This is a genomic window from Pseudoxanthomonas sp., from assembly GCF_002863005.1.
GTDB lineage: Bacteria > Pseudomonadota > Gammaproteobacteria > Xanthomonadales > Xanthomonadaceae > Pseudoxanthomonas_A.
On sequence record NZ_PKDG01000015.1, the window covers coordinates 317,001 to 329,787 of the forward strand.

14 protein-coding genes and 1 tRNA gene are annotated in these 12,787 nt (G+C 63.3%); 13 read left to right on the forward strand and 2 right to left on the reverse strand.

Annotation, left to right across the window (positions count from 1 at the left end; all coding sequences use genetic code 11):
• The first annotated feature begins 28 nt into the window (after positions 1-28).
• From CYU89_RS06415 to CYU89_RS06435, 5 genes are all read left to right on the forward strand, one after another.
• A complete protein-coding gene (locus tag CYU89_RS06415; protein WP_296279493.1) occupies positions 29-796 on the forward strand; it encodes a type IV secretion system protein in 768 nt (255 codons plus the stop codon).
• 72 nt (positions 797-868) lie between these two features.
• On the forward strand, positions 869-1,930 hold the full coding sequence (locus CYU89_RS06420; RefSeq protein ID WP_296279496.1) for a type IV secretion system protein: 1,062 nt from the start codon (positions 869-871) through the stop codon (positions 1,928-1,930).
• Between the two features lie 195 nt (positions 1,931-2,125).
• Positions 2,126-2,446, forward strand: a complete 321-nt coding sequence (locus CYU89_RS06425) for a DUF4189 domain-containing protein (RefSeq protein ID WP_296279830.1) — start codon at positions 2,126-2,128, stop codon at positions 2,444-2,446.
• A 282-nt stretch (positions 2,447-2,728) separates the two neighbouring features.
• The gene (locus tag CYU89_RS06430; RefSeq protein WP_296279498.1) at positions 2,729-3,595 is read left to right on the forward strand and encodes a hypothetical protein; all 867 of its coding nucleotides are present in this window, start codon (positions 2,729-2,731) and stop codon (positions 3,593-3,595) included.
• A 96-nt stretch (positions 3,596-3,691) separates the two neighbouring features.
• Positions 3,692-5,527 carry a peptidoglycan-binding protein gene (locus CYU89_RS06435; RefSeq protein WP_296279499.1) on the forward strand — a complete coding sequence of 612 codons (1,836 nt, stop codon included), beginning with the start codon at positions 3,692-3,694 and terminating at the stop codon, positions 5,525-5,527.
• Between the two features lie 579 nt (positions 5,528-6,106).
• On the opposite strand, the gene crp is transcribed toward CYU89_RS06435, so the two are convergent.
• Complete coding sequence (gene crp / locus CYU89_RS06440) at positions 6,107-6,793, reverse strand: cAMP-activated global transcriptional regulator CRP (protein WP_296279500.1); 687 nt, start codon at positions 6,791-6,793, stop codon at positions 6,107-6,109.
• A 186-nt stretch (positions 6,794-6,979) separates the two neighbouring features.
• On the opposite strand from crp, the gene speD reads away from it, so the two are divergent.
• Positions 6,980-7,774, forward strand: coding sequence for an adenosylmethionine decarboxylase (speD, locus tag CYU89_RS06445; RefSeq protein ID WP_055936923.1), 795 nt, complete (start codon positions 6,980-6,982; stop codon positions 7,772-7,774).
• 180 nt (positions 7,775-7,954) lie between these two features.
• Positions 7,955-8,269: a quaternary ammonium compound efflux SMR transporter SugE gene (sugE, locus tag CYU89_RS06450; protein WP_296279516.1), complete on the forward strand. Its 315-nt coding sequence runs from the start codon at positions 7,955-7,957 to the stop codon at positions 8,267-8,269.
• A gap of 89 nt (positions 8,270-8,358) precedes the next feature.
• On the opposite strand, the gene coq7 is transcribed toward sugE, so the two are convergent.
• Positions 8,359-9,000, reverse strand: coding sequence for a 2-polyprenyl-3-methyl-6-methoxy-1,4-benzoquinone monooxygenase (gene coq7, locus CYU89_RS06455; protein WP_296279518.1), 642 nt, complete (start codon positions 8,998-9,000; stop codon positions 8,359-8,361).
• Between the two features lie 189 nt (positions 9,001-9,189).
• Between coq7 and rplM the strand changes: the two genes are divergently transcribed.
• The 6 genes from rplM to maiA all read left to right on the forward strand — a co-directional run bounded on the left by rplM (position 9,190) and on the right by maiA (position 12,746).
• On the forward strand, positions 9,190-9,618 hold the full coding sequence (rplM, locus tag CYU89_RS06460; RefSeq protein WP_055936916.1) for a 50S ribosomal protein L13: 429 nt from the start codon (positions 9,190-9,192) through the stop codon (positions 9,616-9,618).
• A 2-nt stretch (positions 9,619-9,620) separates the two neighbouring features.
• Positions 9,621-10,013: a 30S ribosomal protein S9 gene (gene rpsI, locus CYU89_RS06465; RefSeq protein WP_056879499.1), complete on the forward strand. Its 393-nt coding sequence runs from the start codon at positions 9,621-9,623 to the stop codon at positions 10,011-10,013.
• A gap of 33 nt (positions 10,014-10,046) precedes the next feature.
• Positions 10,047-10,121: transfer RNA gene (locus CYU89_RS06470), tRNA-Gln, on the forward strand.
• Between the two features lie 67 nt (positions 10,122-10,188).
• Entirely contained in the window at positions 10,189-10,935 is a 747-nt protein-coding gene (locus CYU89_RS06475; protein WP_296279524.1) for a 2OG-Fe dioxygenase family protein, read from the forward strand.
• A gap of 63 nt (positions 10,936-10,998) precedes the next feature.
• Positions 10,999-11,988, forward strand: a complete 990-nt coding sequence (locus CYU89_RS06480; RefSeq protein ID WP_296279526.1) for a fumarylacetoacetate hydrolase family protein — start codon at positions 10,999-11,001, stop codon at positions 11,986-11,988.
• A 98-nt stretch (positions 11,989-12,086) separates the two neighbouring features.
• On the forward strand, positions 12,087-12,746 hold the full coding sequence (gene maiA / locus CYU89_RS06485) for a maleylacetoacetate isomerase (RefSeq protein ID WP_296279528.1): 660 nt from the start codon (positions 12,087-12,089) through the stop codon (positions 12,744-12,746).
• Positions 12,747-12,787: the final 41 nt, after the last annotated feature.

Genomic DNA, 12,787 nt, shown 5'->3' on the forward strand with positions numbered 1-12,787 from the left:
AACGTCAAACCGACTAAGGGAGACAGACATGTCACGAGTTCTTACAGAAAAAGGAAAGGAGATTAGGCTCTTGGCGCTAACGTTGCTGATTGCTGCTCTCCTGCTGCCCGCGCTCCCCAGCAGTGCATCGGGAGTTCCTGTCGTTGATGGAGCGCATATCGGCGTCAACAAATTTGCTTGGGTGGCCCAATACCAGCAGATGTACCAAGAATTGCAGCGACAGATGGAACAGTACCGAACCCAGATCCGTGAGCTCGAGCAAAAGTATGTGAATGGTCCTTCATTCAACGGAGGTCTTGGTTATCGAGAGACGCTATCGGAGCGCGGACTGAATGACTATGTGGCGGAACGCTGTGGTAGTGGAAGCGGCCTTCGTACCGGTCCTGCACAACTCAAGGACATTGCTGAGCGTCAGTTCAAGAACTGCGTGGCTATCATCCAGACAGAGAATACGCGCTACAACGTGATGGTCCGGATATTGAAGAATCTTGATGTTCGGGATAGGCAGATGGAAGAGCTCAAGAAGCAGGCTGCCGCAGTGCCTGCTGACCAGCCCGGTTCGCTCGAGAGAGTGAAGGCCAACATCGCCCAGCTGGAAGCGTACGTCGCGCTCGATATCCAGAATGCAAATACGCTGCTTAGCGCTTACGACGCCAGTCTGAAAGCGCTCAACACTGAGCAAGTTTGGCTGGGTCAGGCTGCTTTCAACGGGAAAGGTCGCGGCCTATTTGAAGAAGTTGTGCAATACGGGACACTCAAGGGTGCGCTGCAGGTTGCGCGTAGTCGTGAGCGCTAGCGAAATGAGCGATTGAAGGTCCACTCAATCGGGCAGAAATATGATCCACTCTCACGAGCAGGCAGGCACATAATGGACGTCGGATTGCTGCCAATAATGGATACGGTGCGTGAGTGGGTGCCTTTGCATGCCTCATTACCGAACATGGTCTTCTTCCATGAGATCAATGACTTTATTGATGACGAACTGATCAATGAATATCTGCCCAACCTTGGGCGGAGAGTCATGCGCGTAGTTGGCGGGATAGGTACCGTGCTCCTCACTTTGTGGATAATGATCCAGGGCTACCGAATAGTTACAGGACAATCTCGAGAGTCCATGCTGGCTCTGGTCGTCAGTTCGCTGCGCGCCACATTCATCATTGGCATTGCGCTGGGAGCGGCTGTTTCATGGGGGCCGATCTACCAGACGTTGACAGATGGTCTGACAAAGACGGTGAACGAGACGATGACGGGCGAAGAGGATGGCGGCGGGGCATATGGTGATATCGATCGCACGCTCGCCATTATGCAGGTGGCGCTGTCTGCCATCGATACGGTGGATAGTAATCACGACATGGTCACAGAGAAGCAGAAGGATCGTGCCCTGTTGTTTACTGGCGTAGGTCTCGGAGCGCCTGCCATCATGGCGGCTGTGGCAATGATGTTGAATAAGGTAGCGATCGGTCTGATTGTTGCGATGGGTCCAATATTCATTCTATGCCTGCTGTTCGAGCAAACCAAACCTCTATTCCAGAAATGGTTGATGTACGGAATAGGCACACTTTTCTCAATGGCATTGTTGACGGTCATGGTGACGTTGGCGCTCGACATGGTTATTGCTGTCGGATCAGCTTTTTGGATTACAAGTGCGCTTGGCATGGGGGGAGAGAATGTGACCAACATGGCGATGCAGCAGGGAGGTCTTGGGCTGATCTTGACCGCTCTCATTGTGAGCGCGCCGCCGATGGCAGCGATGCTGTTCCAGGGCACGCTTGGTCAGTTCACGCCCTACAGTGCCTTCCAGCCAACGCAACAGCCAGGCGCGCCGGGACAGCCGGGGTACTCTGGGGTGAGTGGGGATATGCAGTCAGTGGCACGTTCGTCGTCAATGGCAAACTCGTCTTTTCAGTCACCACGCAACATTTTCAACTGAGGCTGGCCGCTAATGTCCCGCACAACAGTTCTTCTCTTCCTGCTCGTCTTCTCCACGGGGTCCTATGCGCAGACAGCATGTCCGCAAGGTGTTGGTCCGGGTGATCCACGTTGTGGCCCAGCTGGAGGAGCCGGGGGCGGTTGGGACCTTCCTGCCGGGAAAGTCTATAACCGATGGAAATCAACCTGGGGTGCGATGGTAGGGGATAATGCCACCGGCAACGTGGGTACATCGACCGGTCAATCGAGCCGCCGGAAAGCAGTGCGCGAAGCGCGCGATAAGTGCAAGGCCAGCGGCGGACTGGAATGCAAGTTCGTCTATACCTACATGAATACCTGCGCAGTAGTGGCCGAGCCGATTGAGGTGCTGAAGAATCCGATCGCTACATATCTGGACGGAGAGACGGTGGAGGCTGCATCGAAGCTCGCCATAGCTGATTGCACCGTTAAAAACGCAGGACGTTCTTGCGAAATGACTTACTCGAACTGCACGGCTCCTATACTGATTCGCGAGTAAGGAAGGATGTACATTTCTTCGAACTATTCCCAGATGTATCAACAAGGCGACTCGGTTGTCAGATTTAATCCGTGCGTGCTGGCTTGAGAGTGTGGATGAAGTTCAGTGATGCTTTCGTTGCTTGTGACTATTGAGCGAGATCTGCCCGGTTCGATTCCAGGGTTCGCAGTCGAGTCACTGAAGCGAGCAGTGCGATTCGATCGACTGTTGTTAGCTCGGGCGACGATATCCGTTGTCCAAACCGTCCGACCAAGTTCGATTAACCACATGAGGTTGCAGCGCATGAAGGTCCTTTCTCCCGTGCTCCTGGTCGCGATGGCAACGCTCGTGGGCGCGTGCGACGCGCCTGATCCGCGGAGTGCGCAGGCCGTGGCGCAGGCGACGCCACCCCAGAATAAGGAAGAATCCATGTCAGAGCTGAAGCCGCCCTCCGCGGACAGCGTGTTGTATTTCATCTACCAGCGGGATGGCGACGGTGCGGTCAGCTACGAGGTCGACGGCGGTGCGACCGTCAGCTACTGGTACGGCCATGCGTTCGATCTCAAAGGAAGGCACTACTTCACGGGCTTCGGCATCAAAAGCGAGGGCGAGGGTCCAGAGGGCGACAACGGGATGATGGACCCCGAGCATGTCGCCATCTCCCAGGCGACGTTCACGCGCGTGGAGAAGGAGGGCAAGGCCGAGTGGTCCAAGCCCGACACGGACGGCTATGTCGGCGAGTTCGGCAGGATGGGGCGGGCCGAGCAGATCGATGAATCGCGAAAGGCACAGTCTTTCACGACCGGCGACGGTCGCTACCTCTTGGCGGTACCGACGTTGGATTTCGTGAACGGCACGGACGTACGCATGTTCGCTTTGCTTCTGTTCGATCCCGACAACGTGGACGCACTCGGATTCAGGCAATGGGGCTATCTGGGGAGCATTCCCGTCAGCTACGACAACAGTGATGCGTGCGATGGTGGGGAGGTGATGCCTTGCGCGGCGAGCAGCGGGACGCTCGCATTCGAGCAGACCGGTGCGGGCCTGCCTGACCTCAAGGTTGTCTCGAAGGGAACCACCATCGCCGCGCCCGGCAAGGTTCGCGACATGACGGAAGCGGACACCGTGGTTTACACCTTCGATCAGGCGACGCAACGCTACGAAAAGTAAGCGGATTCACAGTTGACCGACTTGTAGCAGGCCCAGGGAGGGGCCCGGTTGACGTCCAGCGACCCCCGGTCGCGTACTTCAGCAAAGGAGCCAACGATGGCCAGTCAGTACACACGTGAGCAGATTCTCGACATCATCGAAAGACAAGCACAGGAAAGCGGCATTCCGCGGGAAGATTTCCTGCGATTCGCCTACATCGAGACAGGCGGTCGCTTCGATCCGAATGCAAGCAATCCCAGTGGCGCGAAAGGACTTTTCCAGTTCGTACCGGGCACTGCCGAGGATTACGGAATAGCGGGGCGCGAGTTCGATCCGGTGGCGAACACCCGCGCGGCGGCGGCGCTGTATTCGGACAATCTGGCCGACATCACACGTCGGCAGGCCCGCAGTGGACACGATTTCCTCTCCGGGAACGAGACGCCGAGCGGACTGGACCTGTATCTGGCCCACCAGCAGGGCGCGGCAGGCTATGCGTCCATCCAGAATGCGATCGAGGCGGGTGAGTTCACCCGTACCAACACGCGCAGGAATATCCTCAACAATATCAGCGAGCGAGACGTGGAGCGCCTGACGGGGCGTGCCTACGCAGACCTGCGCGGCCTCGACGATCGCGAGTTGGCAAATACGTTCTCGCAGTACTGGAATACCAAGTACGCGGCCATCAGTATCCCGGACCGCGGCATCCAGGCGAGCCGGCCGGATGCGGCTGCCCGCGAGCGCACGTCGCCGCTGGCGGATGGTGTGCTGCAGCGTGGCGAACGCGGCGAGGATGTGCGCGCGCTGCAAACCTCATTGAACCAGCTGGGATTCCGCGACGGCCAGGGTGCGGAACTGGAGACGCGCTCCGGCATCTACGGAGGCAGGACGCAGGAAGCCGTGCGTGCGCTCCAGGCTGCGAACCAGCTTGAGGCCACCGGCAACGCCGACGCGCGTACGCGTGAGGCGATCGCGCAGCAGCTTGCGCTTCCCGAGCAGGATCGCAATCGCGCCCCAGCCGCTGAAGCACGGCAGCGCGAGGGCGGATTCGCTTGGCCGACCCCAGGCAACCATGACATCAACCAGGCCGACAAGCCACGCGAGGGCCGGGGTGAGTTCGGTACGCCACGCAGCGGTGGGCGGCGTCATGGCGGCATCGACATCGAGGGCAACGTCGGCGATCCGGTCGTGGCCGTCGCGGGAGGTACCGTGGTGGTGCGTCCGAACAATGGGGCGGCAGGCAACACCGTGCACGTGCGGCACGATGACGGCACGCTCACCAAGTACTTCCATCTCGACGCTTTCAGCGTGCGCAATGGGCAGCGTGTCGAAGCCGGGCAGCAGATCGGCACCATGGGCAGGACAGGCAACACGCCTGCACAGGGAGACACGCACCTGCATTTCGAGATGTGGCGCGATGGCCGACAGGTGGACCCGTTGCCGCACCTGCAGGGCGCCGAACGTGGTGCTGCTGTTCCGATGCGGACGGCAGCACCCGAGGTGCTGCGTGACGGAGCGTCCGGTGCCGCGGTGCGTGACCTGCAGCAGCAACTGAACCAGCTGGGGTATCGGGGCGCCGATGGTCGGCCACTGGAGACGGCGTCGGGAAAATTCGGTCCGCAGACCGAACATGCCTTGCGGGCGTTCCAGGAAGACCGCGGGCTGAAAGTGGACGGGATCTTCGGGGATCGCTCGCGTGAAGCACTGGCGACCGCCAATCGCGACCCGCGGCCTGCGGACGCCACAGCGCAGAATCCGCGCAGCGAGGATGCGCAGCGTTCGTTCGTGGACCGCATGTTCTCCGCGATGCACGGGGGTGATGATCGTGCCATGCGCCAGGCGCTGGACGATTACCTCAAGACGCCCGCCGCGCAGGGCTGGCAGCCAAAAGACCCGCCATCGCTCACCGACCAGCAAGTGGCACAGCAACGCGAGCAGACCGGGCCGTCGCGCTGACAGGACGGGACACGCATGGGCCGATCCATCGGCCCATGCATCGCACTGCAGCCTTGCGGCGGCGGCTGCGTGCGTGTTCGGGACTCGGGCGCGAGCAAGTTCAGGCCACGCCGGATCAGTCGCGCGCCGAAGCCGCGGCCGAGACGCAGTGAGGTTTCGGGCGCCATGGGGGCGACCCGCTCCGTTGCGTCGGTCAGGTGCAGAGTGGGCCGGTTTGCGCCGCGCCCATCCTGCACGCTTTGTGATGCGTGACTTCTGCAAGAGCCGTTGCCAACGGCGCGCTGCTGGCGACCGTCATCAACCCCGGGCGCGATAACGCCGCCTATCAATGCGGTGAAGGCAAAGATGACGCAGGCAGTCCTGTCCGCCACGCCGCTGGCCTGGCCATGCGGGCGCAGCGTCAACCTCGGAAAGGTATCGGCGCTTTGGCGCGCCAGCCCCCTGCGGAAGGGGTGCGGACAAACGAGGTGGCCCAGCGCTGCGCAGTATTACAGGCGAGGGCGCTGCAACGGTCGAGCAGGTGGAGACGACGACCCGGGCAGCGGCAGGCCCACAAGACCGGCCGCCTGTTCCCTGCGGTCAGCGGGTGCCGTACAGCACGACGGTCTTGCCGCGTGCGTGCAGGGAACCGTCGGCCTGCAGCTTCTTCAATACACGGCCAGCCATTTCGCGTGAGCAGCCGACCAGGCGTGCCAGCTCCTGGCGGGAAACGCGCAGCTGGGTGCCCTGCGGGTGGCTCATGGCCTCCGGTTCGCGGGCCAGATCGTGCAGCGTGCGGATGATGCGGTCGGTGACGTCGAGGAATGCGAGGCGGCTGGCCTTCCTGCTGGTATCCAACAGGCGACGCGACAGCTGGGCGCCGATGGCATACAGCAGCTTGGGTGCATCGGCCGACAGCGTGCCGAGGAACAGCTGGTGCAGGCGCTCGTAGCTGACTTCCGCCAGCTCGCACTGTGTCCGCGTGCGCAGGATGACCTCGCGGCGGTCGGACTCGATGAACAGGCCCATCTCGCCCACGAATTCGCCGGAACCGAAGTAGCCGAGGACCAGCTCGCGGTCATCGTCTTCCTCGGTGATGATGCTTACCGACCCGCTCACCACGTAATAAAGCGTGCCGGCGGGGTCGCCCGGGCGGAAGACATCGGCGCGGGCCGGATACCGGCGCCGGTGGCTGTGGGCCAGGAAGCGCTCAAGCGTGGCGTTGTCCGGCGTCAGGGGGCTGGCGGCGGGGCGAGCAGGGGCTGAAAGGGGGATGCCTGGGCTCATGGTGGTCACGGCTTGTAATTCAGGAAGCTTAGTCCGAATACGTGGCCCACGGCAAACGCAGGCCATGCAAGGGCTGGGCCACTGTGCGACGGCCCGCTGGCGGATGGGCGGCGGACATTTCGCTGTCACCCCATATGGCGCATAATCCGCCCCCTCATCCGACACCCCCGAAGAGGGATCACCGCCGTGGTAAAACCCCTGCCTCGCCTGCGGCTGCAAGGCTTCAACAACCTCACCAAGGCGCTGAGCTTCAACATCTACGACGTGTGCTATGCCTCGTCCGAAGACGAGCGTCGCCGGTACATCGAGTACATCGATGAGGAATACAACGCCGACCGCCTCACCCAGATCCTGACGGACGTGGCGGAGATCATCGGTGCCAACATCCTCAACGTGGCCCGCCAGGACTACGACCCCCAGGGCGCGTCGGTGACCATCCTCATTTCCGAGGAGCCGGTGATCGACAAGAAGGATGCGGGCAAGGAGATCATCTCCGACGCGGTGGTGGCGCACATGGACAAGTCGCACATCACGGTGCACACGTATCCCGAAACCCATCCGGACAATGGCATCGCGACGTTCCGCGCGGACATCGACGTGGCGACCTGCGGCGTGATCTCGCCGCTGAAGGCGCTGAATTACCTGATCGAAAGCCTGGAATCCGACATCGTCATCATGGATTACCGGGTCCGTGGCTTCACCCGCGACGTGAAGGGCAAGAAGCACTACATCGACCACAAGATCAATTCGATCCAGGACTTCCTGGCCAAGAACATCAAGTCGCGCTACGAGATGCTCGACGTGAACGTCTACCAGGAAAACATCTTCCACACGAAGATGCACCTGAAGGAGTTCGACCTCGACAACTACCTGTTCGAGGAGAAGGCCAAGAACCTGTCGTTCAAGGAGCGCATGAAGATCGAGGCGCGCCTGAAGCGGGAGATCGAGGAGCTGTACCACGGGCGCAACCTGCCGGAATGAGGGGTTGGCGACGGGCGCGGGTTACATCCGGTTCGGATGGCCTTCGCTAGTCTGCCCACACACATGGCGGGACGACCCGCCCGCGGCGCGAGCCGTGCATCAGGACCGACGGCGGTCCGGAACGAAGGTTCCGGGCCGTTTCGCGTTATGGCCCGGGCACTCAACCTGAGGAGGTGACGTATGGCGTGGGTCTATCTGGTGTTGGCGGGATTGCTGGAAGTGGCTTGGGCGGTGGGCTTGAAGTACTCCGAAGGTTTTACCCGCCTGGTCCCAAGCGTGGTCACGGCCGTGGCCGCGGCGGCCAGCTTCTGGTTGCTGGCGGCGGCCCTCAAGCACATCCCGCTGGGAACGGGCTATGCGATCTGGGTGGGCATCGGTGCCGTCGGGACTGCCTGTGTGGGCATGTGGCTGTTCCAGGAGCCTGCCACGGCGGCGCGGCTGGTCTGCATCGGCCTGATCGTGGCCGGCATCATCGGCCTGAAGCTCGCGTCGTAGCGGGTGCCGCGCGAGTGAACCCATGAACCCGTCGTCCAGGCTGGATTGCGGAGCATTCAGCGCCATGGGACGGTGCGCCAAGGCGCACCCTACAAGCGATACGCGACGGCCTTCATCAGCTTCGAGGCCCCGGCCATCAGCATCGGAATGGGGGCCGGCAGGATGCGCGCGCCTGCTTCTTCGGCGTGTTCGGCATGGCGTGCCTCATCGGCCTTCATGACCTTCAGGATCTCGCGGCTGCGCAGGTCGGCGGGCGGGAGGGATTCAAGGTGTTCGTCCAGATGGGCCTCGACCTGGTGTTCGGTCTCCACCACGAACCCCAGGCTCCAGCCATCGCCGCGCAGGCCGGCGAGGGCGCCGAGGGCATAACTGCCCGCGTACCACAGCGGATTGAACAGGCTGGGCCGGCTGTCCAGTTCGCGCAGGCGGTCCGCGCACCAGGCGAGGTGGTCGGTTTCTTCCTGGGCGGCGTCCAACAGGTGGAGGCGGGTGGCATCGTCCCGTGCCACGGCGGCCTGGCCGAAGTAGAGGCCCTGCGCGCAGACCTCACCCACGTGGTTGATGCGCATCAGGCCGGCAGCATGACGCTGCTCGTCCGGCTCGAGCGCGACCTCGGGCGTATCCCCGGCGGGGTTCGCTCGCTGGGCGGGGGGGCTGCCGAACACCGTGTCCAGGCCGCGCTGGGCCTCCACCAGCCATTGATCGAGGGGCGAATAGGTCCGGGTGTTCATGAGGCCATTGTGCCGCCTAGGCGCTCCCGGCGTCTGCCCCGGGGTCCTGCGTGTCCGAGGCTCCGGAGGGTTGCGCACTGCGGTATCGCCCCGTACAATCCCGCCTCTTCCGTTTCACCCTTCACAACGCGTGGCAAAGTTCCGCCCGGGAAACCGCGGAATCCGCCCGACCAGACACATGAGATCCACATGAGCACCTTTACCGCCAAGTCCGAGACCGTCCAGCGTGACTGGTACGTCGTCGACGCAGCAGGCAAGACCCTGGGTCGCCTGTCCACCGAGCTGGCCCGCCGCCTCCGCGGCAAGCACAAGCCCGTCTATACCCCTCACGTTGATACCGGCGACTACCTGGTCGTGATCAACGCCGAGAAGATCCACGTCACCGGCAACAAGCTGGCCGACAAGAAGTACCACCGCTTCACCGGCTACATCGGCAACCTGAAGACCGAGACGCTGGCCCAGGCGCTGGAGCGCCATCCGGAGCGCGTCATCGAGACCGCGGTGAAGGGCATGCTTCCGAAGGGCCCGCTGGGCCGCGACATGTACCGCAAGCTCAAGGTTTACGCCGGCCCGAATCATCCGCACGCCGCTCAGCAGCCGCAGGTCCTGGACATCTAATCATGGCTATCACTCAGAACTACGGCACCGGCCGTCGCAAGTCTTCCACCGCCCGCGTGTTCCTGCGCAAGGGTTCCGGCAACATCACGGTCAACGGTCGTCCGCTGGACGAGTTCTTCGGCCGCGAAACCGGCCGCATGATCGTGCGCCAGCCGCTGGAGCTGACCAAGAACACCGAAACCTTCGACATCACCGTGACCACCACCGGTGGCGGCATCACCGGCCAGGCCGGCGCCATCCGCCTGGGCATCGCCCGCGCGCTGGTGGAATACGATGAAACGCTGAAGTCGGAACTGCGCAAGGCAGGCTTCGTGACCCGCGACGCGCGTGAAGTCGAGCGCAAGAAGGTCGGCCTGCACAAGGCGCGTCGCGCCACGCAGTTCTCCAAGCGCTAACAGACGCGCTACACTACGCGTCACTGGTTACACAGCCCCGTCGCCAAGCGGTAAGGCACCTGACTCTGACTCAGGCATTCGGTGGTTCGAATCCATCCGGGGCTGCCAACTTGACGTCCACTGGACATCCGCAAAAGCCCGCCTCTGGCGGGTTTTTGCGTTGAGGGGTCTTGCGATGGTCGCGATGTTCCAACCTCCGTTCTGCCCTGCCGACGAGGCCGTGCGCCGCGTGCAGGAGCGCGGCTACGCGGTGCTCGAGCCGCGGGGCATGGCCGACGCCGTGGACGTCGATCTCGACGCGCTCGATGCGTTGCTGCCAAGCTGGGATCGGCTGGAAGTGGACGAGTACCTCAAGGACGGCGGCCGCTATCGGCGGCGGCGGCATTCTTGCTTCGTCCTGGGTGCGGACGGCCTCGCGCAAGCGCCGCACCGCGCGCACTGGCAGTCGCTGGATTACAACGCCCTGCATGGCGGCATGCAGCGCTGGTTCGAGCCGATCGAGCCGGCCGTCGCGGAAGCCCGGGCATGGCGACAACTCCTGCTGGGGCTGGGCCGCTGGTGTTCCGAACTCAAGGGCGAGCGCGCGTGGTACGTCGAGGCGCACCAGTTCCGCATCGACACCACCGACGGCATCGGCCGGCCCACGCCGGAAGGTGCGCACCGCGATGGCGTGGATTTCGTCGCGGTGCTGTTGTCGGGCAGGCAGGGCATCAAAGGGGGCGAAACCCGCGTGTTCGCCGCCGCAGGGCCGGACGGGCAGCGCTTCACGCTGGAAGCGCCGTGGTCGCTGCTGTTCCTCGACGACGAACGGGTGATCCACGAATCCACCCCGATCCAGCCGCTGGATGGGCAAGGTCATCGCGATACCCTGGTGCTGACCTTCCGCAAGGACGGTTTCCAGGGCGATCCGATTGCGGGTTGACATGGCCGGTCTTTCGTTACAATTGAAACCATGGCGCATGGGCGCCCGCATCCTGGAGTTCCGATGAAGCTGGGTTCCCTGAAGGAAGGTGGTCGCGATGGTACGTTGATCGTCGTGTCCCGTGATCTGGCCCGCGGTGTGCGCGCCACCGGCATCGCGCCGACGCTGCAGCGCGCGCTCGAAGACTGGAGCAACACCGCGCCGCGCCTCAACGCACTGTACGAATCCTTGAATGCGGGCGACGCCGATGGCGCGTTCGACATCGACCTTCAGGCGCTCGCCGCGCCGCTGCCCCGTGCCTACGAGTTCGTCGACGGCAGCGCTTACCTGCCGCACGTGGAGCGCGTCCGTCGCGCCCGCAATGCGGAAGTGCCGGAGAGCTTCTATACCGACCCGTTGATGTACCAGGCCACGAGCGCCGCGTTCTACGGGCCGCGCGATCCGGTGAAAGTGGTCAGCGAGGAGTACGGGATCGACCTGGAAGCCGAGATCGTCGTCGTCACCGACGACGTGCCGATGGCGGTGACACCGGCGCAGGCGGCGGGTCACATCCAGCTGATCGGCCTGGTCAACGACGTGTCGCTGCGCAACCTGATCCCGGGCGAACTCGCCAAGGGCTTCGGCTTCCTGCAATCCAAGCCGCGCTCGGCACTGTCGCCGGTATTCGTCACGCCCGACGAACTGGACGCTGCCTGGCGCGACAGCAAGGTCCACCTGCCACTGGTCACCCACATCAACGGCGAGTGGTTCGGCGCGCCGGAGGCGGGGGTGGACATGCAGTTCGACTTCGCCCAGCTGGTCGCGCATGCGGCCAAGACCCGCCCGCTGTCGGCGGGCACCATCGTCGGTTCCGGCACCATCGCCAACGAGGACACCTCCAAGGGCGCGTCCTGCTTTGCAGAGCAGCGTACGGTCGAGACCCTGCGCGATGGCAAGCCGTCCACGCCGTTCATGAGTTTCGGCGACGTGGTCCGCATCGAAATGATGGACTGTGACGGACGTTCCATTTTTGGCGCGATCGAGCAGCGTATCGAGCCGCAACCCTTGCCTTGAGGGCGCGGCCGGCCCCAGTGTGACTTCAGGACGGAGCGGGTCGGGCATGGACATGGATTCCGGGGATTCGAAGGCGCAAGCCGCGGGGAGCGGGTTGCATGGCTGAGCACCTCAGGCTGTATTCCTACTGGCGTTCCAGCGCCGCGTATCGCGTGCGCATCGGTCTGAATCTCAAGGGGTTGGCCTACGAAACCGCGCCCGTGCACCTGGTCCGCGACGGCGGCCAGCAGCACGCGCCGGACTACGTCGCCAAGAATCCCCAGCACATGGTGCCCACCCTGCAGCACGGCGCGCGGGTGATCCGCCAGTCGCTCGCCATCCTCGAGTACCTGGACGAAGCCTGGCCGTCGCCACGCTTGTTGCCGATGACGGCCCGGGACCGCGCGCGGGTGCGCGCGCTGGCGCAGATGGTCGCGTGCGACATCCACCCGCTCAACAATTTGCGCGTGCTGCAGTACTTCGAAGGCACCTGGAACGTGCCGCAGGCCGAGCGCGACGACTGGGTGAAGCACTGGATCATAGAAGGGTTCGCACCGATGGAGGCCCTGCTTGCCGGCGATGCCGCCACGGGGGCCTTCTGCCATGGGCAGACCCCCGGACTGGCGGATTGCTGCCTGGTGCCCCAGGTGTTCAACGCGCGCCGGTTCGGTGTGGACATGAGCGCCTTTCCCACGATCGTCCGCATCGAGCAGGCCTGTCTCGCGCTCCCGGCCTTCGATCAGGCCAGGCCGGAGAACCAGCCCGACGCCAACGCCTGACCGGATGTCGCCGAAAACGGAACGGGCGGGTTTCCCCGTCC